This is a genomic window from Moraxella sp. CTOTU47579 (assembly GCF_032004885.1).
In the GTDB taxonomy this organism is placed as follows: domain Bacteria; phylum Pseudomonadota; class Gammaproteobacteria; order Pseudomonadales; family Moraxellaceae; genus Faucicola; species Faucicola tetraodonis.
In genome coordinates this window covers 1-23,258 of sequence record NZ_DALZOJ010000024.1, presented here as the reverse complement: position 1 = coordinate 23,258, position 23,258 = coordinate 1, and the positions used below count along the sequence as shown (strand labels likewise).

23 protein-coding genes are annotated in these 23,258 nt (G+C 43.8%); 19 read left to right on the top strand and 4 right to left on the bottom strand.

The window, feature by feature from the left end:
• Positions 1 to 644, top strand: a 644-nt coding sequence (locus RTP55_RS10680; RefSeq protein ID WP_409418443.1) for a YfaP family protein, incomplete at its 5' end; no start/stop codon positions are given.
• An 88-nt stretch (positions 645 to 732) separates the two neighbouring features.
• Here the strand turns inward: RTP55_RS10680 and RTP55_RS10675 are convergent.
• Both RTP55_RS10675 and RTP55_RS10670 read right to left on the bottom strand, forming a co-directional pair.
• Entirely contained in the window at positions 733 to 1,884 is a 1,152-nt protein-coding gene (locus tag RTP55_RS10675) for a PilT/PilU family type 4a pilus ATPase (protein ID WP_312385990.1), read from the bottom strand.
• 49 nt (positions 1,885 to 1,933) lie between these two features.
• Positions 1,934 to 2,983: a type IV pilus twitching motility protein PilT gene (locus tag RTP55_RS10670; protein WP_219299044.1), complete on the bottom strand. Its 1,050-nt coding sequence runs from the start codon at positions 2,981 to 2,983 to the stop codon at positions 1,934 to 1,936.
• A gap of 253 nt (positions 2,984 to 3,236) precedes the next feature.
• On the opposite strand from RTP55_RS10670, the gene RTP55_RS10665 reads away from it, so the two are divergent.
• From RTP55_RS10665 to RTP55_RS10655, 3 genes are all read left to right on the top strand, one after another.
• On the top strand, positions 3,237 to 3,962 hold the full coding sequence (locus RTP55_RS10665; protein WP_312385989.1) for a YggS family pyridoxal phosphate-dependent enzyme: 726 nt from the start codon (positions 3,237 to 3,239) through the stop codon (positions 3,960 to 3,962).
• 425 nt (positions 3,963 to 4,387) lie between these two features.
• Entirely contained in the window at positions 4,388 to 4,912 is a 525-nt protein-coding gene (locus RTP55_RS10660; protein ID WP_096489252.1) for a C40 family peptidase, read from the top strand.
• 335 nt (positions 4,913 to 5,247) lie between these two features.
• Positions 5,248 to 6,597 (top strand): GGDEF domain-containing protein, encoded by a 1,350-nt coding sequence (locus tag RTP55_RS10655; RefSeq protein WP_312385988.1) that lies wholly within the window; start codon positions 5,248 to 5,250, stop codon positions 6,595 to 6,597.
• Positions 6,598 to 6,631: 34 nt separating this feature from the next.
• Here RTP55_RS10655 and truD read toward each other — a convergent pair whose 3' ends face one another.
• Complete coding sequence (gene truD, locus RTP55_RS10650; protein WP_312385986.1) at positions 6,632 to 7,720, bottom strand: tRNA pseudouridine(13) synthase TruD; 1,089 nt, start codon at positions 7,718 to 7,720, stop codon at positions 6,632 to 6,634.
• Between the two features lie 304 nt (positions 7,721 to 8,024).
• On the opposite strand from truD, the gene RTP55_RS10645 reads away from it, so the two are divergent.
• The 3 genes from RTP55_RS10645 (at position 8,025) to RTP55_RS10635 (ending at position 10,493) form a co-directional block, all read left to right on the top strand.
• On the top strand, positions 8,025 to 8,609 hold the full coding sequence (locus RTP55_RS10645; protein WP_312385984.1) for a GNAT family N-acetyltransferase: 585 nt from the start codon (positions 8,025 to 8,027) through the stop codon (positions 8,607 to 8,609).
• 139 nt (positions 8,610 to 8,748) lie between these two features.
• Positions 8,749 to 9,273 carry an META domain-containing protein gene (locus RTP55_RS10640; protein ID WP_099834325.1) on the top strand — a complete coding sequence of 175 codons (525 nt, stop codon included), beginning with the start codon at positions 8,749 to 8,751 and terminating at the stop codon, positions 9,271 to 9,273.
• Between the two features lie 116 nt (positions 9,274 to 9,389).
• Entirely contained in the window at positions 9,390 to 10,493 is a 1,104-nt protein-coding gene (locus RTP55_RS10635; protein ID WP_095355910.1) for an RNA-guided endonuclease InsQ/TnpB family protein, read from the top strand.
• Between the two features lie 77 nt (positions 10,494 to 10,570).
• Here the strand turns inward: RTP55_RS10635 and RTP55_RS10630 are convergent, their stop codons facing one another.
• Positions 10,571 to 11,866 (bottom strand): glutamate-5-semialdehyde dehydrogenase, encoded by a 1,296-nt coding sequence (locus RTP55_RS10630; RefSeq protein ID WP_409418442.1) that lies wholly within the window; start codon positions 11,864 to 11,866, stop codon positions 10,571 to 10,573.
• 231 nt (positions 11,867 to 12,097) lie between these two features.
• On the opposite strand from RTP55_RS10630, the gene RTP55_RS10625 reads away from it, so the two are divergent.
• The 12 genes from RTP55_RS10625 to pstA all read left to right on the top strand — a co-directional run bounded on the left by RTP55_RS10625 (position 12,098) and on the right by pstA (position 23,175).
• Positions 12,098 to 12,892, top strand: coding sequence for an ABC transporter ATP-binding protein (locus RTP55_RS10625; protein ID WP_282849930.1), 795 nt, complete (start codon positions 12,098 to 12,100; stop codon positions 12,890 to 12,892).
• 255 nt (positions 12,893 to 13,147) lie between these two features.
• Entirely contained in the window at positions 13,148 to 13,954 is an 807-nt protein-coding gene (locus RTP55_RS10620; RefSeq protein ID WP_239742979.1) for a transporter substrate-binding domain-containing protein, read from the top strand.
• Between the two features lie 76 nt (positions 13,955 to 14,030).
• Positions 14,031 to 14,837 (top strand): ABC transporter substrate-binding protein, encoded by an 807-nt coding sequence (locus tag RTP55_RS10615; protein WP_138018610.1) that lies wholly within the window; start codon positions 14,031 to 14,033, stop codon positions 14,835 to 14,837.
• Between the two features lie 90 nt (positions 14,838 to 14,927).
• Entirely contained in the window at positions 14,928 to 15,848 is a 921-nt protein-coding gene (locus RTP55_RS10610) for a transporter substrate-binding domain-containing protein (protein WP_312385983.1), read from the top strand.
• A gap of 229 nt (positions 15,849 to 16,077) precedes the next feature.
• A complete protein-coding gene (locus RTP55_RS10605; protein ID WP_007117180.1) occupies positions 16,078 to 16,797 on the top strand; it encodes an ABC transporter permease in 720 nt (239 codons plus the stop codon).
• A gap of 11 nt (positions 16,798 to 16,808) precedes the next feature.
• On the top strand, positions 16,809 to 17,534 hold the full coding sequence (locus tag RTP55_RS10600) for an ABC transporter permease (RefSeq protein ID WP_007117179.1): 726 nt from the start codon (positions 16,809 to 16,811) through the stop codon (positions 17,532 to 17,534).
• A gap of 57 nt (positions 17,535 to 17,591) precedes the next feature.
• Positions 17,592 to 18,152: a hypothetical protein gene (locus tag RTP55_RS10595; protein ID WP_282841318.1), complete on the top strand. Its 561-nt coding sequence runs from the start codon at positions 17,592 to 17,594 to the stop codon at positions 18,150 to 18,152.
• A gap of 50 nt (positions 18,153 to 18,202) precedes the next feature.
• Entirely contained in the window at positions 18,203 to 19,264 is a 1,062-nt protein-coding gene (gene tsaD / locus RTP55_RS10590; RefSeq protein ID WP_138018613.1) for a tRNA (adenosine(37)-N6)-threonylcarbamoyltransferase complex transferase subunit TsaD, read from the top strand.
• A 20-nt stretch (positions 19,265 to 19,284) separates the two neighbouring features.
• Positions 19,285 to 19,644 carry a fluoride efflux transporter CrcB gene (gene crcB, locus RTP55_RS10585; RefSeq protein ID WP_201665909.1) on the top strand — a complete coding sequence of 120 codons (360 nt, stop codon included), beginning with the start codon at positions 19,285 to 19,287 and terminating at the stop codon, positions 19,642 to 19,644.
• Between the two features lie 386 nt (positions 19,645 to 20,030).
• Positions 20,031 to 21,191 (top strand): phosphate ABC transporter substrate-binding protein PstS, encoded by a 1,161-nt coding sequence (gene pstS, locus RTP55_RS10580; RefSeq protein ID WP_312385980.1) that lies wholly within the window; start codon positions 20,031 to 20,033, stop codon positions 21,189 to 21,191.
• Between the two features lie 146 nt (positions 21,192 to 21,337).
• Positions 21,338 to 22,288 carry a phosphate ABC transporter permease subunit PstC gene (pstC, locus tag RTP55_RS10575; RefSeq protein ID WP_144918103.1) on the top strand — a complete coding sequence of 317 codons (951 nt, stop codon included), beginning with the start codon at positions 21,338 to 21,340 and terminating at the stop codon, positions 22,286 to 22,288.
• A gap of 17 nt (positions 22,289 to 22,305) precedes the next feature.
• Positions 22,306 to 23,175, top strand: a complete 870-nt coding sequence (pstA, locus tag RTP55_RS10570) for a phosphate ABC transporter permease PstA (protein ID WP_188874750.1) — start codon at positions 22,306 to 22,308, stop codon at positions 23,173 to 23,175.
• The last annotated feature ends 83 nt before the right edge of the window (positions 23,176 to 23,258 follow it).

The following is a 23,258-nucleotide window of genomic DNA, read 5'->3' as shown; positions in this document are numbered from 1 at the left end:
TAAGTCGCTCACTGCTCGTCATTGGGCAGTGCTTTAATTATTGGGTTTGGTATAATCTGTATGTGTTGGCACAAAGTGGTAACAAAACTTCAAATGCCCAAAAAATCGTGACGACTGCGAGTGCGCAAACTATGTCACAATGTCTTATCGTAAGTTCACAAAACAATTCACTGACCATGCGATTGACTTGGGGTCAATATCCAGAAGATGTCGATTCGCACTTGATCACACCAAATGGTTCGCACATTTATTACATCAATGATGGCAGCTTAACAAGTGAGCCTTTTGCCAATCTTGATGTAGATGACACTACAAGCTTTGGTCCTGAAGTGGTGACTGTCCGTCGCCTGCAAGTAGGTACTTATCGTTATGGATTGCATAATTATTCAAGCACGTTAATCCCGACTAACATGAAGCAATCACCTGTACGGGTTGAATTAGAAGGTGCTAAGTTACAAAAACGTATTATTTATCCAACGCTTGCTGATAGTAACAATCTATTTTGGTACGGATTTGACCTAGTCGTTGACGCGCAATGTAACGTGACCTATAAGCCAATAGATCAATGGTTAGCAAATGATGATAATTTTACTGCACTGAGCCCACAGTATAACTCAAATCCTCAATATTGTACGGCACCTTAATTTAGATCTTTAATGCCATAAAAAAAGGCTCAATATGAGCCTTTTTTGTGTTACATAGTTACTATGATTATTGGACGATAGCCTGTTGTTAGAACATTCCGTTTTCATTTGCTGCGCTATTATCGTCACATTGCAGGGAGAAATTTAGTTCATTTTCATCAATTTTATTGGCTGATTTACTTTCCAGCTTAATAAGTAGGCGTAAATCATTGGGTGAGTCAGCGTGTTTGATGGCATCGCGGTAAGTGATTTCGCCATTTTCATACAAATCAAACAACGCTTGGTCAAAGGTTTGCATACCGAGTTCACGAGAGCGTTTCATCACGGGCTTAATTTCGTGGATTTCCCCTTTACGGATGTAATCACCAATCAGTTGCGAATTGAGCAAAATTTCAATCGCAGGGCGGCGACCTTTGCCATCAGGGGTAGCAATCAATTGCTGCGCCACAATGGCTCGAAGGTTCAATGATAAATCCATCAAAATCTGCTCGTGATGTTTTGCTTCAAAGAAGTGAATAATACGCTCAAGCGCTTGGTTGGCATTGGTGGCGTGTAGGGTGGCAAACACCAAGTGTCCTGTTTCAGCATATTGAATGGCATAATCCATGGTTTCGCGGGTACGAATCTCGCCAATCAAAATCACATCAGGTGCTTGACGTAGGGCGTTTTTTAATCCTGCTTCAAATGACTTGGTATCAATGCCAACTTCGCGTTGGGTGATGATACAGCCTTTATGTTCATGCAGGTATTCAATCGGGTCTTCGATAGTAATGATATGACCGCGCGAATTCTCGTTGCGATACCCCATCATAGCTGCCAGTGTGGTAGATTTACCTGTACCTGTCGCGCCGACTAGTAGCACGATGCCGCGTTTTTTCATGGCAATTTCATTCAAAATCGGTGGTAGATTGAGTTGCTCTACCGTTGGGATTTTGGTTTCAATTTTACGTAGCACCATGCCCGCACAGTCTTTTTGGACAAAGGCAGAAACACGAAAGCGTGCGGTTTGGTTTTTGTCAACAATGGCAAACTGGCATTCTAGGGTGTCGTCAAACTCTTTGCTTTGAGCAGGCGTCATCACGCTTTTGACCAGCGTCATTGATTGCTCGGGGGTCAGCGCTGACTTGGTGACTGGCGCGATAGTACCATTGACTTTCATTGATATGGGCGCATCGGCGGTGATAAAAAGGTCGGAGCCGTTTTTTTGTATCATTAGCTGCAGTAATTTATCAAGATCCATAACGCGTCTCTCGCATTGGTTTTATAAGATTGTTTCTATCAAACAGTTATCACATAAAATTTTCAGGTTGTTTGGCATATTGGCGCGCCGATTCTTTGCTAATCACGCCCTTATTGACCAACTCGCGAAGGCTTTGATCGAGTGTGGTCATACCATCGCCTGCACTGGTTTGGATGGCAGAGTACATTTGGGCGACTTTGTTTTCACGAATCAAGTTACGAATCGCAGGCGTACCAATCATAATTTCATGTGCGGCGACACGCCCACCCGTTTGGCGTTTGAGTAGCGACTGCGAGATAACCGCTTGCAGCGACTCAGATAACATCGCTCGAATCATGTCTTTTTCGGCGGCGGGGAACACGTCGACCACACGGTCAATGGTTTTGGCAGCAGATGAGGTATGCAATGTCCCAAATACCAAGTGTCCTGTTTCAGCAGCCGTCAATGCCAAGCGGATGGTCTCAAGGTCACGCATCTCACCGACAAGAATAACATCAGGGTCTTCACGTAAGGCAGAGCGCAGCGCGGCGTCAAAGCTTAAAGTATCACGGTGGACTTCACGTTGGTTGATGAGGGATTTTTTTGATTGATGCACAAATTCAATCGGGTCTTCGATGGTTAAGATATGTTCTTTACGGGTTTCATTGATATAGTTAATCATCGCCGCAAGAGTTGTTGACTTACCCGAACCTGTTGGACCTGTGACCAGTACCACGCCGCGTTTGTAGTTAGAGATTTTCTCAAAAATCGGTCCCATACCAAGCTGTTCCATCGTCAAGACCTCAGATGGAATGGTACGAAATACCGCACCTGCGCCCCGGTTTTGGTTAAAGGCATTGACACGAAAGCGCGCCACATTGGGGATTTCAAACGAAAAATCGGTTTCAAAAAACTCTTCATAATCGGCACGTTGTTTGTCGTTCATGATGTCATAAATCAAACTATGCACTTTTTGGTGATCGAGCGGTGGCATGTTGATTTTGGTAATTTCACCATCTACCCGAATCATCGGCGGTAAGCCTGCTGAAATGTGTAAGTCAGAGGCTTTATTTTTGAATGCAAAACGCAACAAATCGTCAATCGATAATTCCTTTGCCATGATAGCGAATCCTACAGGTGGGTAATGAAAATACAAAAGCAGCAATAGAAAAAAGCTGCGGGAAAAAAAGATAGTTATACTATAATCATCCGTCCACAAAAAAAACAGAAAAAACTGACTAGGCATCATAGTTTTTTGTTGATTTTAGCTTATGTTAAACTCAATTGGAAAATTGGGCACACAAGTGCAAAAAAAACGTTACCTTAACCCGGTAGCCATCAAGCCAGTCCACTATCAACAGGAAAAGTTAACCATGCAAACATTCGACGCACAGCAGCCATTGGCGACAAGCGCAACAGATGCTGAAAACCAAGCCTTGATAGCGCGTTGGCAACAGGTGAAAACTGACGTTGCTAGGCTCAATCCAACTGTCAAACTGCTTGCGGTATCCAAAACCAAACCCAACTGGATGATTCGCACCTTAGCGCAGCAAGGTCAGCAAGATTTTGGTGAAAACTATGTGCAAGAAGCGGTGACAAAAATCGCAGCACTCAAAGACGTTACTGCCAACGAGCAGCCATTGGTGTGGCATTATATCGGTCATATCCAGCGTAACAAGACCAAAGAGTTGGCGGCGCATTTTGATTGGGTGCATGGGGTCGATCGCTTAATTATTGCCCAGCGTCTCAATGGGCAAAGGGGTGAACACCTTCCGCCACTCAATATCTGTATCGAAGTCAATATTGACGATGAAGCCAGTAAATCAGGCTGCCAGCCAAACCAGTTACCCGAATTGGTGACAGAGATTAGCCAATTACCCAACTTGCAATTACGCGGACTGATGATTATCCCTGCCAAAAATTCAGCCGCTGCCTTTGTCAAAACCCAGCAATTATTTGAGCAAAACAAGCGCTATCATGCGCATCCTGAGCAGTGGGATACTTTGTCAATGGGCATGAGCGGCGATATTGAACAAGCCATTGCCGCGGGCGCTACCATCGTTCGTATTGGCACCGCCATTTTTGGGGCGAGAGATTAGTGCGAATGATGGGGTAAAAAGACAGCAATTTAACGATTTTTATCATTTTTTACTCAACAATGAAGCAGGGTCTGTTACATATTGACCCTGCTTTTTTTACATTACACCAAAATAAATACAGAGTAATAGGCGTTGATTTAACCCAATGTTGTGTTAAATCAACGATTTTCTTACCGAATTATTGCTGTATACTTTCTATAGGCTTTCTGTAAGCAAATTAGCTTACATTGTAATATTTTTTAACATTTTCTGGATAAAAGATATCTACATTCGAAAAACTTTATTGGTATGATGGCGTTGTTTTACAGAATGTAACCAGTACAATAGTTATGTAATTTTTATCCGTATATCAACTTTTTAGCTTCTAGCAATCAATTTTGATATAGCCCATATACGGATAAAAGTTCTGAACGGATTAAAGCCCTATGAACTTTCTTCAAAAAACTTTATTAACCGCTCTACCTTGTGTCTTGTTAAGCGTAGCCCCAACCGCTGCCAATGCCGACAATGGTATCACAGAATATTTCGGTAGCTTTAACTCAAGCGTTTCTCAAAATCCAGAAGGTGGCTCAAAAGTAGATAGCCTCATTGCAAAAGCCAAAAACTTTATCGGCTTACCTTACCGTTGGGGTGGCACCAGCCCAGCCAGTGGTTTTGATTGTAGCGGCTTTATGCAATATGTTTATAAACAAACCGCCAACATCAATCTGCCACGCACCTCAGGCAGCATGGCGCAAGTTGGTGAACGTATTAACCGTAGTGAGTTAAAACCAGGCGATATGGTGTTTTTCTCTCAAGGTGGTGGTCGTATCTCTCATGTGGGCATGTACATCGGTGAAGGTCGTTTTATTCATTCACCATCAACCGGCAAAAGTATTTCTATTACAAGTTTAGATTCTGGCTATTGGGCAAACAAATTCGTGACAGCGCGCCGTGTATTGGACGCTTGAGTGTAATCAAGAACGTTACTATTAAAAAATATTGTTGAAAAAACCAATAAAGTTAAAACTCTGTAAAATGTTGATCAAGGTAAGCTTAGGCTTGCCTTTTTTATTTGGTCGAGGAAATTTTGATAAAAATAGATAAGTCAAGCCTCATTAAAAAAAATTAAACATTTACCCATTGGTTATTAATAAAGTATTAGAATGAAGCAACAATACCTTATATAATCTTTAGGGTAAGTTAAATGCAAACGACTAAAACTAATCAATGACTGACATCGCTGTTGATTTGTTTAATGCGTAACGCCCTTTTTTAATAGATTTATTGATTTTGCAATAATCCTATGACCCAAACCGCCTTGCCAAGCTTTAAAGAACAATTGCAACAAACGCTAAAATTTTTTAGCTTTAAACCTTCGGTATATATCAATTCGCCAAGAGTCAACGATACCAATAAATTCATGCTGTTTATTATATTGGCGTTGGTTGAGACATTTTTTCATTTAATTTGGTATGCGACAGTTCTTGTCATCACATCGCCCCTAGATATCTTTCCTTTTGCTCAGACGTTCAATCAAATTTTTAATCGCGGCTTGATGATAAATATCACCTATTTGGGACTGGCGATGGTGTTGTTTTGCGGGTATTCACTATGGGTCATCACTCGCATTCCTGAACAGTCAAGACTTTGGCGAGAGTACCAAATCTTTTTTGTAATCATCTATTTGATTTATGAAAATCTTTTTATTGTCTGGATTGGCAACAACAGTGCGCTTGAAGGTGTAATGCTGATTAGTTCCACCGGTCTTGGGATGGTGCTATTAAGATGGCGACTGGTCTGGGTGTCGTTTGTCAGTTGTATTGTTGCGTTATTTATTTTTAATATGAGTAATAGCATGAATTGGTGGCAATTGCTGCCTAGGTTGTATCCAAGTTTAGCAGCGCGTAGTCATTGGCTTTGGGGATTGTCTTTTAGCTTTTTGGTAACCGCCAAGGCAACAGTCACGCTGTATTGTATTTTACAGGGCATGAAAGTCATGAACTTTCAGCGCCGCAAGATTTATGATTTGCTAGAAGCTGATGCGCTCACCAATATTGCCAATCGGCGTACCATTTATAGTTTTTTGAGTTATTTATGGCAACGTAAAAGCGATTGGAATACGCTTAGTGTGATTTATATTGATTTGGACAAATTTAAACATATCAATGATAAATATGGTCATGATGCGGGTGATGCGACGTTGATTTGTACCGCGAATACCTTAAAAAACTTCTTACCGACAGGGACGATGTTTGGACGCGTGGGTGGGGAAGAATTTTGCATCATCTTGCCTAATATGGGGATTGAGCAAGCCTACGATATGGCAGAGCAGCTGCGCCAGGCTTTTGAAAAGCAAGTGGTGAGATATGGCATCTTTGATACAGAAATTCAATTTACCGCAAGCTTAGGTATATCCAGCCTTTATCAAAATCATGGGAGAGATAGCGAGCGTGCGATTGATAATCGCAGTTTTATCGAATATATGCGCGAGTATATGCATAGTTTACCAACCATGCCTGCACTGCCACCTGCCCTTGAGCGCATTATCAAATTCTCCGATTTGGCAATGCAGCAAGCCAAAGCCAATGGTCGCAACTGTGTGGTCAAAGGTCAATGTTATTTATTGATGACGCCAATCAATCAGCATTCATAACTTAGCCTTTATAACCCAGCCTTTAACTGGGCTTTCATGACGTAGTCGTGAGTAGCGAGCTTGCAACAAGCGTATCAATCATCGTCGTTGCAAAACTGCCTGCCGGTAATTCAAAATCTAACACCAATGTCTCACCGTCTTGCCAAACCCATTGTAAGTTACTGGGCAGCATACGCAGGGAGCGGCGCTGCTGCTTTAAACCAAACTCAATCAGACCTTGACTTAGCTGCTGATAAATGGGATTGTCAGTGATGACTGATAGTTCTAATGCGTTAACCTTACCACTGCTTTTTAACTCACCCGCGCCCCACATGGGTGCAGTCAAATGGATATCGCCACTTTGTAGCCTTGATATTATAGTCTCATCTATATGCTGTGCCACAAAAATACTGTTTGAACCCGCCAAATTCATCACATCACCATCAAGCGGTTGGTTCCAGATGCCCAACGCGATACGTTTTGCCAAGATGGCATTGAATAATTCACTACGCGCTGCCGACAGATACAGACTGATTTTATCTTGGTCAAATTTGCGATGAATTTTTTTACCCCTAATTGTATGATGGGTAAATAGTTCGATAGCGGCATCAATATTATTGGCATCTTGCCCAAAGCGCTGCTCGCCAAAATAATTGGGAACGCCTTGGGTTTTGATGGTCGCAAGTTGTTGCTCGATGGCAGCTTTCTCGCCCACTACGTTGCGTAGGGTGATGATAAACTGATTGGCCTCATGAGTACCGCGACCCAGTTTTTTATGATGCCAATGCTGTGCCAGTATTTCTAGGGTTTCATCGCTAGCTAATTTGGTCTGGACAAATTGCTGAAAGTTTTGTTCAGGGGTAATTTTTTCTGGCAAGCGAAGACTAAACCATTGCGTCGTCAGCGCATGACGATCTTTGAGACCCGAATATCCCACATCCTTGAGTGGGATGCCTGCCCATTGTGACAGCAACTTTGCCACAAAATTGGTATTCATTCGGGTCTTTTGAATATGAAGCCAAAGATGTTCGCCTGTATGGCTGCATTCAATGCCTAGTTTTTCATGGACAATAAAATCAGTGGGTTGTTGTTTATAAATAGCGGACTCAATCGCAGGGGTATAGGGTGAAGGCAGTTTTGGCATGCTAGGGTTACTTGTAAAAGGTTTATTTTAACAAACGGATGATTGATAAACCATCTCGATTACAGCAGCGCTTAATTATAGCCATGCTTTATTGTCTTATGCTAATAGGTTAAAAATATGAAGGCAACAACAATGACGTCAAATACGGCTTGAATGCCAAAGTAATAGACAATAAAGTAGTGCTTGCTAAGTTAGGTATGTTGGTTAATTTAGGTGCATTGGGTGGCAAAATCGGTCAGCTGACTTGGCAAAATTTTTAACGCATCCTATGTTTAGCGAATGTGAGTATAAAAAGAGAAAAAACATGAAAGACCCTGATAGCGATATCGATAAAAACGCCGTGCAATTACGCGTTGCCAGGCAACCAGACGTCGAAAATTTGGTAACTTTGCTCAATCGCTGTTACCGCTCAGATGAAGGCTGGACCAATGAAGCGGCTTTAATTGGTGGGATTCGTACCACTGCCGAGGAAATGACAGCCTTGATAGACAACCCCAACGTTTATCTATTCGTGTTTGAAAATCCGCACGATAGCGATGATTTGCTCGGGTGTATTTCTGTGGATTTCTCACCCATTAACCATCAGCCAGCGGCGTATATTGGCACTTTTGCGGTTCATCCTGCTGTGCAAGGTAGAGGCATTGGCGATACGATGTTGTCTGCGGTAGAAACGTTTGCTATCAGACACGCCCACGCCAAAAACTTAACCCATTTACCTTTAACCCATTTGTCCATGTCGATTTTAAGTCATCGACCAGAGCTGTTAAGTTATTATCAGCGCCGCGGTTATCTACTGACAGGGGAGAGGATGGCATTTCCTAGAGACGGCAACAATGGCGACCCCAAACGCGATGAGGTATTTTTAGAGTTTTTGCAAAAACCCATTTAAGCAAATGAAGCGTCCGTCAAATCTAGTAATACAATCGAATAACAATAATCGTCATGCTGAGCAATAAAGTTTTAAGGGTATTTTATATAATGGTTGCAATAATTTTTTACACAATAATTTTAAACAAAAGGAAATCATGATGAAAAGATGTGCCAAAATCTACTCACTAGCGCTAAGTTGCTTGATAGCAGGAACGCTGGCAATGACAGGCTGTCAAACCATAGCGGATAGTAAGTTAGGGATCGTGAACCCGACCCAAGCGGTCACCTTACCGTTAGCCGATGCCACGTTGCAAAATTATCGCTGGCAATTGGTCTCGGTGACTGATTTGTCGGGTAAACCCACTAAACCTGAATTATTTAACCAAGCCAAGCCGCTATTGGTCAGCTTTGATAAAGGTCGTGTCAGCTTTGACAATACCTGTAATCGCATGTGGGGCAATTATAGCCTGACCCATGACAATGTATTGATAAAAAATATCGTTTCCACGCGCATGATGTGTCTGCCAGAATCGCGCATGGCATTTGATGCCGCTGCGCCATCCACACTACAAGGGCAATTTAAACTGACCCAAGATAGCAAAGGCGAACTGATGTTGACGGTGACGGATAAGAGCCAAATCAGTCTATTTAAAGCGATTGCCAATAAAGCGATTGCCAAATAATGGTTTTTATCCTCCGTTGCCGTAAAACCACCGACCTCAGGCAATGGATATAAGGCAACTTAAGCAACTATGCTTACACGCTATAATACTTGCATAAATTTTGCTAAAATAACCCCATGAAAACACTCAAGCTACGCATACGAGATAAACATACAGCAAAGCTTAATAAGTTAAGCGGTTCAGTCAATTTCGTATGGAACTACGTCAATGACTTGAGTTACAAACATCTACAAAAAACAGGCAAATTCTTTTCAGCTTATGATTTGAACGAATACACCAAAGGTAGCGGTGAATTACTGGGCTTGCACTCTCAAACCATTCAAGCCATCAATGAAACCCATGCTAAAAGCCGTAAGCAATTCAAAAAGGCTAAACTCAACTGGCGAACCAATAACCCCAATGCCAAGCGTAAATCGCTTGGCTGGCTACCGTTTAAACAATCGGCTATTAAGCATATTGCCACTCACCAAACAGGCAAAAAGGGCTTAAAATCAACCCTGCAACTAAGTCTAGCCAAAGGGCAGAAACTCATCATCGACCTATGGGACAGCTACAACCTATCGCTTTACCAAATCAACACCTGCGAGATTGTGCAAGACAGCCGTAACCGTTGGTATGCGTGTATCATCGTTAAAGACTACCCTAAAACCACTTGTGGAACTGGTAGTGTAGGCATAGATTTAGGTTTAAAAGACAGTGCCACTACCTCAAGCGGTGACAAACTCACCATTAAGCAAACGTTAAAATATGCCAAAGATTTAGCCACCGCCCAACGTGCCAAAAACAAACAGCATGTAAAGGCAATCCATGCCAAAATCAAAAACACACGCCAAGACCTGATACATAAATTCACCACCCAATTAGTCAAGGACAATGCCCTAATCGTGGTTGGTGACGTTAAAACCACCCAGTTTAACAGTAAAAAAGGCAAACTAGCCAAGTCGGTTTACGATGCAGGTTGGTTTGAACTCAAAAGGCAACTGACCTATAAATGCGAGAACGCAGGTTGCCGTTTTGAAATCGTGAATGAACGATACACTACCCAAACTTGCTCGTGCTGTGGCGATATGTCCAGTAGCTTGAGCGGTAGAGCAGGTTTGCGAATAAGAGAATGGACTTGTGTAAAGTGTGACACACGGCATGATAGAGATATTAATGCCAGTAAGAACATTCTTGCGGTCGGGCTTGACCGTCTGGGAGCAGGAATCCCCTCACTTTAGGGAGGGGAGGAAGTCAATACCAATAATTAAAGTGGGTTTGTGAAAACAATTCATTTGATTACCAAAAGTTTTAGCTGTCACTGTCTGATTTCCCCATGCCCAAACACAATCCATTTTTGCGATGTTAAACCTTCAAGACCCACAGGGCCGCGCGCATGGATTTTATCGGTAGAGATACCAATCTCTGCGCCCAAACCATATTCAAATCCATCGGCAAAGCGGGTCGATGCATTGACCATCACGCTACTAGAGTCAACTTCACGCATGAATTTTAACGATTTTGAGTAGTTTTCGGTAATAATCGCATCGGTATGGTGTGAGCCATGGGCATTGATATGGGCAATGGCTTCATCGATATCGGCGACTACTTTAATCGCCAAAATCGGTGCCAAATATTCGGTATCCCAATCTGCTTCACTCGCCGCTGACAAATGAGCGGTTAATTCAGCGGTATCGCTCAAGATGGCTAAGGTTTTTGGACAGCCGCGTAATTGCATGGCACTGTCTGCAGCGACAATGGCGCTGGCGATTGGCGGCAAGGCTTGCGCAGCGATTTGGCTATCAATCAGCAGCGTTTCCATAGTATTACAAGTGCCGTAGCGGTGAGTTTTGGCATTGACGCAAATAGCGGTTGCCATAGTCAGGTTTGCATCGCGATCGACAAAGGTATGGCAGTTACCATCTAGATGCTTGATGACAGGGACGCGCGCTTCATTACTGATACGCTCAATTAGGCTTTTACCACCCCGCGGCACAATCACATCGACATAGCGATTCATGGTGATAAGTTCCCCCACTGCCGCACGGTCGGTGGTTTCGACCACTTGCACTGCCGCCTCTGGCAAACCAACCGCTTGTAAACCTTGTTTGACACACGCAGCCAATGCTTGGTTAGAATAAAACGCTTCTGAACCCCCACGTAAGATAATCGCATTGCCAGATTTTAATGCCAAAGACGCAGCTTCAATGGTCACATTGGGGCGAGATTCATAAATCATCCCGACCACACCCAGCGGCACGCGCATTTTACCTAGCTGAATACCCGATGGACGAAAGGTCATATCCGTGACCTCGCCAATCGGGTCAGGTAGCATGGCGACATCTTTTAGCCCCTGTAACATGCCTTCAAAACGCGCATCGGTGAGCGCTAATCGGTCAAGTAGTGCGTCATCCAGTCCTTTTTGTTGACCGTTTTGCATATCGGTGGCATTGGCCGCCAACACCTGTGATTTGGCTTGTTGCAGGGCGTCATAGATAGCGAGTAGGGCGCTATTTTTGAGCGCGGTGTCTGCTTTTGCCAAAATCGCTGAAGCAGCGCGCGCTTGCTGTCCCACGGTTTGCATATAATGTTTGGTATCAGTCATGGTTTGCATAGTCAGTCCCTAATATAATTATCGCTTCATCATAACAACTTCAATCCAAAAATGGAATTTAGAAAGTTTTGACAGATAAAAATTAATGGTTATGACTTAATCTAAAAACCAGTGCTAAAGACCGGCGCCATGAAATAAAGTTAAATAAGAGAAAAAGTTGCGTTTTAGTAGCGTTTTAAGCGAAAATAGACAGTTTTTTTTCACCTATCGTCAAATTTTGGATTGAATATCATGTCAGATGCTATGCCAAACTTACAGCGTCCTGTAGCCTTGCAACTTAACAATATCCACAAAAACTTTGGATCGCTTGAAGTACTAAAAGGTGTATCGTTGACCGCTTATGATGGCGATGTCATCTCAATTCTTGGCTCGAGCGGCTCGGGCAAATCCACCTTGCTACGCTGTATAAATTTGCTTGAAAACCCCTCGCAAGGGGAGGTTTTCTTGGGCAGTGAAGCATTGGTATTAAGACCGAATAAATCTGGGGATTTGGTTGCCGCCAACCAGCGTCAGCTTGAGCAGTTTCGCTCAAAAATGGGTTTTGTGTTCCAAAACTTTAACCTATGGCCACACCGGACTATTTTGCAAAACATCATTGAAGGGCCGACCCAAGTCCTAAAAGTCGCCAAAGACCAAGCCATCAGTGAAGCTGAAGTGCTACTAAAACGCGTAGGACTACTAGATAAGAAAGACGCTTACCCAGAAAACTTATCGGGTGGACAACGCCAGCGTATTGCCATCGCTCGTGCGCTAGCGATGAAGCCCCAAGTATTGCTATTTGATGAGCCAACCTCTGCGCTCGACCCAGAATTGGTCAATGAAGTATTAGCGGTGATGAAATCGCTTGCTGAAGAAGGTCGCACCATGCTGATTGTCACCCATGAAATGCGTTTTGCGCGCGATGTATCAAGCCAAGTGGTGTTCTTGCATGAGGGACGTATCGAAGAAATAGGCACACCCGAGCAGGTATTTGACAATCCGCAATCAGCGCGGGTGAAAGACTTTATGGCAAGCCATCAAAAATAATCCAATCAACCTATCAGCCGTCAATTGCCATGCGATTGGCGGTTTTGTAATTTTAGGCATCAGAAAAAATTTATTTGATTTAATTGTTGCTGCATACGTTTTTCACTTGCAAAAATGTTAATTTATGTTAATTTTAACTAAATTGTAAACTCGCATTTATTTTAGTCGCATTGATTTTAAATATTGAAATCGCTGAAAGCGAAACCTGATATTAAATCGCTTTTTACTCAAAAATTTCATTTGTAAGGAACATCCATGCAATCAACCTTGAATTCAACCTACTCAAAACTCGCCTTGGCAACGGTATGTGCAGTTAGCATGGGATTAACCGCCTGTCAAAAACCTGCTGAAAAAACAGAAGGTGCAGCCGCCAGCCAACCCGCTGCCAGTGCCAGCACAGGCAAAAAAATTCGTATTGCCACTGAAGGCGCCTACAAACCATTTAACTATACCAATGCCGATGGCACGTTAGGTGGTTATGACGTGGATGTTGCCAAAGCCTTGTGTGCCCAAGCGAAACTCGACTGCGAAATCGTAGCGCAAGATTGGGACGGTATTTTGCCAGGCTTGATGGCGAGAAAATACGACGCGGTTGCCGCGGGTATGTCAATTACCCCAGAGCGTTCAGCGCAAGTGGATTTCACCACGCCTTATTTTAAAAACACCATGGTTTGGGTCGCTGCCAAAGGTGGCAAATTCAACCCACAAGCGATTTCAGGGCTAAAAATTGGCGGTCAACGCTCAACCACCATGGCGCAGTACCTTCAAGATAAACTGAGCAAAACCAACGAAATCAAATTGTATGACAACTATGACAACGCCTACATTGACCTAAAATCAGGTCGTATCGATTCAGTGCTGTCTGAAAAAGTAACCGCTAGCGAATGGCTAAAACAAAACAGCAACTACCAACTCGTAGGCAGTGAGATGGATAATGGTGACAACATCGCAATGGCCATTCGTAAAGGCGATCCACTAAAAGCAGAATTTGATAAAGCCTTAGATGCACTACAAAGTAATGGCGAGTTGGCAAAATTACAAAAGCAACATTTTGGTAATTAATTGACGTTGTATCGATCGTTTTAAAATTTACACAATAGATGTGGGTGACCCTCAAATTTTGACAAAAGGTGTTGTTATGAAACAGTTATCGGTTTTGGGTGTATCGTCGTTAGCCATTTTGATGGGGGTAACTGCCTGTCAAAAACCTGCGGAAAAACCGGCAGACACGGCAGCAGCAAGTAACGCTACCACGGCAGCAAACGCAGATATGCCACAGATTCGTATCGCTACCGAATCAAGCTTTGTCCCCTTTAGTTATAAAGATGCCAATGGCAAATTAATCGGCTTTGAGATTGATTTGGCAGATGCGTTATGTAGTGAAGCCAAACTAAAATGTGAAGTGATTTCCCAAGATTGGGATGGACTGATTCCAGGACTACAAGCACAAAAATACCATGCCATCATGGCGGGGATGTCAGACACCGCAGAGCGTCGCCAAGTGGTGGCATTTAGCGACCCATACTTTACCAATAACCTCGTTGTGATTGGCAAAAAAGGGGTAGACAAAGGTGCTGATGACCTAGCAGGCAAATCAGTGGGTGCGCAGCGTTCAACGACCGCAGCTGAGTACTTAGCCAAAAACTTCCCAAAAGCCACCCCAAAACTGTATGACACCCAAGATAATGCCTATCTTGACCTAGAATCGGGTCGTACGGATTTGATGATTTCTGACAGTGCCCCAGCCTTATCATGGTTAAAAACCGCCAAAGGTCAAAGCTTTGAAGTCAAAGGTCAACCGATTAATATTGATGACAAAATTGCCATTGCCCTTCGTCAAAATGATCCATTGATTGGCAAATTCAACACCGCACTGGCGGCGCTAAAAGCCAATGGTACTTACGATAAAATCAGCCAAAAATATTTTGCAGATTTGCCGAAATAAGCCGTTAAATAACTGATTAAGTGTTCGTTTTCTTACAACTCACAAGTAAAATTTTGTCATGTGTTAGACGTTAAAAATTAGGAGTATCAGGTGAAAGCAAATATTTCATTATTGGGTAGCTTGGCAGTGGCAGGTCTAGCGCTAGTGGGTTGTCAAAAACCTGCAGAAAAAACGGCGGCAACAACGGGTAGCACAGCCGCTTCTACAACGGCCAGTAGCAGCACTGAGACATCGAGCAGTATGGCAGGCAAAACCATTCGCATCGCCACCGAAGGCACCTATAAACCCTTTAGCATCACCAAAGCGGATGGCAGTTTGACAGGTTTTGATGTGGATTTTATTCGGGCCTTATGTGCAGAAATGAAAGCCAACTGTGAAATCAAGCCACAAGATTGGGATGGTTTATTACCAGGCTTGATGGCAAAAAAATATGACGTGGTAATTGATGCCATGTCTATCACCCCAGAGCGTCAAGCGCAGGTCGATTTTACCGACCCCTATTTTACCAATACATTGGTATTTTTGACCAAACAAGGTAGTCCTATCAATCCGGATGACCCTGCCCAAATTGACAGCCATACAGTTGCGGCGCAGCGTTCAACGCTATCGACCCAGTGGATGGAAAAAAATCACCCAAAAGCCCAGCTAAACCTGTATGAAGGTTTGGACAATGCTTTTATGGACTTGGCAGCAGGGCGTTCGGATCTGATGATTTCGGATAAAGCCCCGGCCGCTTATTGGCTGACCACGCCAGAAGGTAAAGGGTTTGAAATCAAAGGTAAAGAGATTGATGTTAATGACAAAATGGGTATCATCGTCCGTAAAGGCGACCCACTGCGTTTAGAATTTAACAAAGCGATTGCCACGTTAAAATCAAATGGCACGTATGACAAAATCTATAACCAATATTTTGGTAATGCAACCACTACAACGGCGGCGGCAAGCAACGTGGCCGTTACGGTCTCTAGCAGTACAACGACCACGACGACTGTGGCAAGTACGAGCAAGTAACTCAACCAAGCGCTTGGGTTCAGTCAAAAACTGGGTGAAAAGTCACTCAGTTTTTTGTTTTTTTGATGGTTTTTGATAGGGCAATCACGTAAAATTGCACCCTGCAAAAAACAAAGCAAAAGGTTATATCCATTATCACCTTTTGTCTATGTGACGGTAAAACTGCGTTTTAAGCATTTTTTGGGTAATAGGTCAGCAAACAGAGTTAAAAAGACAGGGTATCAATATTGTGTTAGATCTACAAGGTTTTGGGCAGCTATTATTAAGCGGCGCTTGGGTCACCATCAAACTGGCATTGACTAGTTTGGTCATTGGGCTGATTTTGGGATTATTGGGTGCGACCGCTAAGATGTCACGATTTAAAGTGCTCAACGCCATCGCCACCGCTTACACCACGATTATCCGTGGTATTCCAGAACTGCTGTCAGTCATGTTTATTTACTTTGGCGGCTCGATGTTGATGGGTCTTATTCTATCGCAATTTGGCAATACGGGATACGTGGATGTCAGTCCGTTCTGGGCGGGGGTTACAGCGCTGTCTGTGGCATTTGGTGCGTATGCGACCGAAACTTTTCGTATGGCATTTCAAGAGATTCCAAAAGGTCAAGCTGAAGCAGCGCAAGCGATTGGCATGAAAAAATTTCAAATCCTTTGGCGAGTGACGTTGCCACAAGTGTGGCGTATTGCACTGCCAGGACTGGGTAATTTGTTTTTGGTACTGCTCAAAGATACTGCGTTGGTTTCTGTGGTCGGGCTTGAAGATATCATGCGCCACGCCAAAACGGCAGCGACTTCCACGCAAAGCCCGTTTACTTTTTATATGGCAGCAGCCTTGTTGTACTTGAGTCTGACCGTCATCATCACCGGTGTGATTATGTGGCTAGAATGGGTCAATAACCCAGCAGAGCGTTATGCAAAACGCCTGCAAAAAATCGGCATGGCAAAATAGGGGATTCATCAATGAACTGGAATTGGCAAATTATTATTGATAGTATCCCAAAACTGCTGCAAGGCAGTATTATCACCATTGAGCTTGTGGTGTTGTCGGGTTTATTGGGGTTTATGTTGGCAGTGCCGCTAGCACTGGCTAGGCTGTCGAAAAAACCTTGGGTGCAGGCATTGCCGTTTGCGTATATTTTCTTTTTTCGGGGTACGCCGCTACTGGTGCAAATCTTTTTGATTTATTATGGCTTGTCACAATTTAAATGGGTGACCGAGTCTGTGCTGTGGAAATCGGGTGTGTTAGCGAGTCCATTTTGGTGCGCTATCATCGCTTTTACCCTCAATACGGCAGCTTATACCGCAGAAATCATCCGCGGTGCTATCAAGTCCATCCCCAAAGGCGAGAATGAAGCTGCCGATGCCATTGGCATGTCGTATAGCCAAAAATTGCGCCGAATTATTTTTCCTCGCGCCTTTGGCATCATGCTACCTGCGTATGGCAATGAAGTGATTTTTATGCTCAAAGGCAGTGCGCTGGCATCGACCATCACTTTGATGGATATCACCGGTGTGGCAACGACGATTATGTCAAAAACTTATACTGTTTTTGAATTGTTCTTTGCCTCAGGTATCATTTATTTGTTATTGTCTTGGCTATTGATTGGGATGTTTCGATTGGCAGAAAAACGCATCAATCGTCATCTTTCTTATCAGCCCGTCAGTAATGGGGGCGTTACTGCCTAAGCTGGGCTAAGCTAGGCTAAGCTAGACAAAGAGTTTGGATATATTGGAGGCGTGCCAATGAAACAAGCAGTTATGATATCAAGTTTGCTGATAGGTGGGGTGTTACTCTCGGCTTGTCAACCTGCCAGTGATAACAAGCCACAGCAAAACAGCACAGCAAGTGCCACAGTAGCTAGTATTCAGAGTCCACATCACGTTGCCAGTGTAGCTGCTGCCAGTACCGTATCCCCCCAAGCCGCCCAAAACGGTGCGCCCAAACAAATCAACTGGGCATTGGTGGATTCGGGCGTTAAGCCAGTCGATAAGGCTAGCTTTAAATATCCCTTTGCGCTCGATAGTGAGCCTGTCAAAGCCTATGCCGAGATGTATCATGTGGATAATGAAACCTCCCGCTACAACTTAACGGTGGGTATGGCAGTCAATGAAGTCTTATCCAAAGTGCTCGACCAGCTGGGGACTGCCTATGTGTCACATGAACTCACAGCCGGCAAGAACAGCGCGTTTGTCATCCATACCACCCAGCAAATTGCCCCGAGTCAATACACTTATGTCTTTGCCGAGCCCTTTGCCAAAGGGTTAACCATTCCTGTCAAAATTATCAATGATGGCAAAAAATAACTAACTTGCCATCGGTATATTGACGTTTATTTATCGTTTAAGGAAATACCATGCGTGTGCTAGGACTGGAAACATCCTGCGATGAAACGGGATTAGCCATTTTTGATAGTGACCAACGTCACCAACCCAATCAAGGTTTGGTCGGGCAAGTGCTATATAGTCAAATCGCGCTACATGCGACATATGGTGGGGTAGTCCCTGAACTTGCAAGCCGCGATCACATCCGTAAATTAGTGCCCTTGTTGCAGCAACTGCTTGATGACTGCCAACTCAAAAAAACCGATATCGATGCCATTGCCTTTACCAAAGGTCCTGGACTGGTGGGCGCGTTGATGACAGGGGCATTGTTTGGGCGCAGTTTGGCGATGGCGCTTGATATTCCTGCGATTGGTGTACATCACATGGAAGGACATTTACTCGCGCCGCTATTAGGCGCCAATCCGCCCGATTTTCCGTTTGTCGCGTTGCTCGTGTCGGGTGGACATACTATGTTAGTGGCGGTCAAAGGCATCGGGCAATATGAAATATTAGGTGAATCTATTGACGATGCCGCAGGTGAGTGCTTTGATAAAGCCGCTAAAATGCTAGAGTTACCTTATCCTGGTGGACCTAATATTGCCCGCTTGGCGCAAACAGGCAATCCGTTAGCCTATGAATTACCGCGCCCGATGTTGGGCAAAGGATTGGATTTTTCTTTTAGTGGTATGAAAACCGCCGTGCATAATTTGATTAAAGACCATCCAACCGATAGCCATAATCCTGAGCATGCCCAGACGCGCGCCGATATTGCGGCAAGTTTTCAATATGCGATGGTCGATACGTTGGTGAAAAAATGCGTTAAAGCCTTGCAGCAAACAGGCATGAGACGCTTAGTAATCGCAGGCGGGGTGAGTGCCAATCAACAACTACGAGAATCGCTAGCTGAGGCATTAGCCAAAATCAACGCCACCGTGCATTATGCACCGCCTGCCCTGTGTACTGACAATGGCGCCATGATTGCCTTCGCCGGGTGGCAGCGCTTGAACGCCGGCCAACACGATGAGCTAGCGGTTAGCTGCTTGCCGCGTTGGGACATGACAATGCTGCCTGCTGTCAATCCAGCTAACCCATAACCATCTACAAGGATTTAAAGATGCCATGGCTATGGATAGGACTGGGGGCGGGATTTGGGGCAATACTGCGCTGGTGGTTAGCCAGAATCAATAGCGTACATCCTTGGCTGCCCTATGGCACACTATTTGCCAATGTACTAGGTGGGCTGTTGATGGGCTTTGCCTTGATACTCACCCAAAAGATGCACCCAAACTTACGACTATTTATCACCACAGGGTTTTTGGGGGGACTAACAACCTTTAGTACGTTTAGTGCCGAAGTGTTTACTTTGTTGAATACCGGCAAGGTAGTGCAAGGTTTAGCCTTGATTGGCATCCATGTGCTTTTAACTTTGGTTGCGACTGCCATTGGTTTTTATAGTCTTAAGCTACTAAGTTAAGAGTTAAGAAGTTGTTAAGTTAAGAAGCTGTTAAGTTGAGAAGCAGTTAAATGGTTAATCGCTTCTTTCCCATGCACCGCTAAAAGTCGCAAAGCTTTTCAAGGCTTTGGCAATCAATAAGCGAGTTAAATGCACTTATCTAGTCTACTTATAACGTGCGCAATCGGTCAGTCATCAAATTGTCATGATACTGTCACATTTCTTTGTAATCATATACACAATTTTTATACAAACCGAATTATGATTATTATCATGACAGTTAAATTGGTCAGCATTGAGCTATCATAGTGAAAATAATCAAAGAAAGTTAAATTGTACGGTTCGTGACATTTATTTTATTCAAGCATTTTCATTGTAAACTCAAAAAATGTTTTTAGGAGCTATCCATGCGTTATTCATTATTAAGTGTTGTCGTAGCATCGACCTTAGCATTAACCGCTTGTGGCAACAAGCAAGCAGACAATAAAGCAGCGGGTGCCTCAGCGACGTCAAGCACTGCGACTACAGGCGCGGCAGGTAGCGACAAAAACGCCGTATTTACCATCACAGGTGCAGGCGCCTCTTTCCCACAACCTATCTATGCTAAATGGGCAGGTGAGTTCAAAAACGCCACTGGCGGTCAAGTGAACTACCAATCAATCGGTTCATCAGGTGGTATCAAACAAATCCAAGCCAATACCGTTGACTTTGGTGCGTCGGATGCGCCTTTAAGCAAAGAAGAGTTGGATAAAAGCGGTTTAATCCAGTTCCCAACCGTTATCGGGGGTGTTGTACCAGTTGTTAATATCGATGGTGTTGCACCCGGTCAATTAAAACTAGATGGTGCCACCCTTGCCAATATCTACTTGGGTAAAATCACTAAATGGAATGACCCAGCGATTACCGCATTAAACGCAGGCGTGACACTACCAGATGCGCCAATCACCACGATTTTCCGTTCTGACGGTTCAGGTACAACCTTTAACTTTGCAAGCTACTTAGCCGCTGTATCACCAGAATGGAAAGCAGGTCCAGGTGTAGACAAATCCATTAAATGGCCAACCGCTGCCACAGGTGCAGGTGGTAAAGGTAACGAAGGCGTGGCAAGTAACGTTACGCGTGCCAAAAACTCAATCGGTTATGTTGAGTACGCTTACGCAAAACAAAACAAAATGTCGCATACTCAGCTAAAAAATGCGGCGGGCAACTTTGTACAACCATCGGCTGAAAGCTTTGCTGCTGCGGGTAATGCAGACTGGAAAGGTACACCAGGCTTTAACATTGTATTGACTAACCAAGCAGACCCAAATGCCTGGCCAATCTCTGCGGCAACATTCATCTTAGTCCATACTAAACCAACCAACCCAGAAAACGTCAAAAATACCCTTAAATTCTTTGATTGGGCGTATTCAAGCGGTGATGAACTAGCAAAATCACTGGACTTTGTACCGTTCTCAGCAGAAAGCAAAGCTATCTTCCGTGAAGAGTGGAAGAAAGTTGTAGGGGCTGATGGTAAGCCACTATTTAGCTCAGAGGCTGCCACAGCAACTGCGTCAGCGGCAAAATAATCTCATGATGATGGTTAACAGTTAACAGGGTTAGGCATGTCAAACGATACGTAGAGCAATAAACAAGTTAATGCTCTACGTTTTTTTTTAAATTTATAGAATTAGTAACAGTAAACTAAAATTATTTTTTTGATGGCTGGGTTCTTATGTCAGATTTACACGCAAAACTCGCAAAGCAAAAACAATTAGACTGGTTGTTTGTCAACGCGACTCGTCTTTTTGCGTTTATCGTGCTGTTGTTGTTAGGTGGTATCTTAATCTCACTATTTCTTGGCGCATTGCCAAGTATGAAAGCGTTTGGCATTAACTTTTATACCAGTAAAGACTGGGATACAGGGATGGATGTATACGGCGCACTTGCACCAATCTATGGTACGTTGGTGACTTCTGTCATTGCCATTTTGATTGCGGTGCCGGTAAGTTTTGGTATTGCCATGTTTTTGACAGAGCTTTGCCCCAATTTTTTAAAACGTCCTTTGGGTATTGCCATTGAGTTGTTAGCGGGTATCCCTTCAATTATCTATGGTATGTGGGGATTTTTCGTATTTGCGCCTTGGTTTTCAGAACATGTGCAGCCTTGGTTGATTGACCATTTGGGTGATGTGCCTTATGTGGGTCGTTTATTCCAAGGTGCGCCGATGGGTATTGGTCTGTTCACCGCAAGTTTGATTTTGGCCGTCATGATTATCCCATTTATTGCATCGGTCATGCGTGACGTTTTCTCCATTACGCCAAAGATGCTTAAAGAATCTGCCTATGGTTTGGGGTCAACCACTTGGGAGGTGATGCGATACGTGGTGTTGCCTTATACCAAAGCCGGTGTGATGGGCGGTATCATTTTGGGATTGGGTCGCGCATTGGGTGAAACGATGGCAGTCACCTTTGTTATTGGTAACGCTTATAACGTCAGTCCAAGTTTGTTCCAGTCAGGGGTGTCAATCACTTCGGCATTGGCAAATGAATTTGCAGAGTCTGAAGGCTTGCACCAATCATCGCTACTACATTTAGGTTTCTTACTATTTATCATTACCTTTATTGTACTGGTGATTTCAAAATTGATGCTCAGTCGTATGGATAAAAATGCGGGTACGAAATAAGGACGCTGGGGAATACTATGACTACTACCAACATGAATCGTAATAACGCCATTTACAAACGCCGCCGTCTAAGCAATGCTTTAGGACTGGTATTTGCCGGTTTGTCCATTGTATTTGGCTTGACCTTCTTAGGTTTAATTTTATTCAAATTGTTTTTATCAGGCTCTCATGCGTTATTGACCATGCCTATTTTTACTCAAGACACGCCATCGCCAAACGAAATCGGCGGTCTTCGCAATGCGATTATCGGCTCAATCATGGTGACAGGATTAGGGCTTGTAGTCGGCACACCGATTGGTGTCATGGCAGGTATTTATCTTGCTGAATTTGCCGAAAACAGCTGGCTTGGTAAAGTCACCCGTTTTATGAACGACATTTTGCTATCCGCACCCTCGATTGTGATTGGTCTATTTATTTTTGCGTTGATGGTACAAGGTCGTAACTTCTCAGGTTGGGCAGGTGCAATGGCTTTAGCGCTATTGGTTATTCCTGTGGTGGTACGTACCACCGAAAATATGCTTCGTCTAATTCCCAATACATTGCGTGAAGCGGCTTATGCGTTAGGGACGCCAAAATGGAAACTGGTAACATCCGTTACTTTACGTGCTGCCAAAACTGGGGTGTTAACAGGTATCTTACTGGCATTTGCGCGTATCTCGGGTGAGACCGCGCCATTACTATTTACCGCGCTCAATAACCAATTCTTTAGTACCGATATGGGTCAGCCCATTGCCAACTTACCAAACGTGATTTATCAATACGCCAGCCAACCATACCCTATTTCAAACCAATTGGCTTGGGCAGGTGCGTTACTCATCACCTTGGCAGTATTAACATTGAATATTTTGGCACGTGCGCTCAGTGGTAAAGAGCAATCATCACATTGATGATCAATAGAAGATTAAAACTATTTGCTAGGTTGTGTTGAACATTTAATATACAAAAGGACATAATGAGGAAATTTTGATAA

What these genes read in the sequence shown, in the direction of transcription:
- RTP55_RS10595 (WP_282841318.1), top strand. Translation starts at nt 17,592, where the DNA reads ATGAAACAAGCAGTTATGATATCAAGTTTGCTGATAGGTGGGGTGTTA.
- pstS (WP_312385980.1), top strand. Translation starts at nt 20,031, where the DNA reads ATGCGTTATTCATTATTAAGTGTTGTCGTAGCATCGACCTTAGCATTA.
- pstA (WP_188874750.1), top strand. Translation starts at nt 22,306, where the DNA reads ATGACTACTACCAACATGAATCGTAATAACGCCATTTACAAACGCCGC.
- RTP55_RS10600 (WP_007117179.1), top strand. Translation starts at nt 16,809, where the DNA reads ATGAACTGGAATTGGCAAATTATTATTGATAGTATCCCAAAACTGCTG.
- RTP55_RS10640 (WP_099834325.1), top strand. Translation starts at nt 8,749, where the DNA reads ATGAAAAGATGTGCCAAAATCTACTCACTAGCGCTAAGTTGCTTGATA.
- RTP55_RS10675 (WP_312385990.1), bottom strand. Translation starts at nt 1,884, where the DNA reads ATGGATCTTGATAAATTACTGCAGCTAATGATACAAAAAAACGGCTCC.
- RTP55_RS10645 (WP_312385984.1), top strand. Translation starts at nt 8,025, where the DNA reads ATGAAAGACCCTGATAGCGATATCGATAAAAACGCCGTGCAATTACGC.
- crcB (WP_201665909.1), top strand. Translation starts at nt 19,285, where the DNA reads ATGCCATGGCTATGGATAGGACTGGGGGCGGGATTTGGGGCAATACTG.
- RTP55_RS10635 (WP_095355910.1), top strand. Translation starts at nt 9,390, where the DNA reads ATGAAAACACTCAAGCTACGCATACGAGATAAACATACAGCAAAGCTT.
- pstC (WP_144918103.1), top strand. Translation starts at nt 21,338, where the DNA reads ATGTCAGATTTACACGCAAAACTCGCAAAGCAAAAACAATTAGACTGG.
- RTP55_RS10620 (WP_239742979.1), top strand. Translation starts at nt 13,148, where the DNA reads ATGCAATCAACCTTGAATTCAACCTACTCAAAACTCGCCTTGGCAACG.
- RTP55_RS10615 (WP_138018610.1), top strand. Translation starts at nt 14,031, where the DNA reads ATGAAACAGTTATCGGTTTTGGGTGTATCGTCGTTAGCCATTTTGATG.
- truD (WP_312385986.1), bottom strand. Translation starts at nt 7,720, where the DNA reads ATGCCAAAACTGCCTTCACCCTATACCCCTGCGATTGAGTCCGCTATT.
- RTP55_RS10660 (WP_096489252.1), top strand. Translation starts at nt 4,388, where the DNA reads ATGAACTTTCTTCAAAAAACTTTATTAACCGCTCTACCTTGTGTCTTG.
- RTP55_RS10665 (WP_312385989.1), top strand. Translation starts at nt 3,237, where the DNA reads ATGCAAACATTCGACGCACAGCAGCCATTGGCGACAAGCGCAACAGAT.
- RTP55_RS10625 (WP_282849930.1), top strand. Translation starts at nt 12,098, where the DNA reads ATGTCAGATGCTATGCCAAACTTACAGCGTCCTGTAGCCTTGCAACTT.
- RTP55_RS10655 (WP_312385988.1), top strand. Translation starts at nt 5,248, where the DNA reads ATGACCCAAACCGCCTTGCCAAGCTTTAAAGAACAATTGCAACAAACG.
- RTP55_RS10630 (WP_409418442.1), bottom strand. Translation starts at nt 11,866, where the DNA reads ATGCAAACCATGACTGATACCAAACATTATATGCAAACCGTGGGACAG.
- RTP55_RS10670 (WP_219299044.1), bottom strand. Translation starts at nt 2,983, where the DNA reads ATGGCAAAGGAATTATCGATTGACGATTTGTTGCGTTTTGCATTCAAA.
- tsaD (WP_138018613.1), top strand. Translation starts at nt 18,203, where the DNA reads ATGCGTGTGCTAGGACTGGAAACATCCTGCGATGAAACGGGATTAGCC.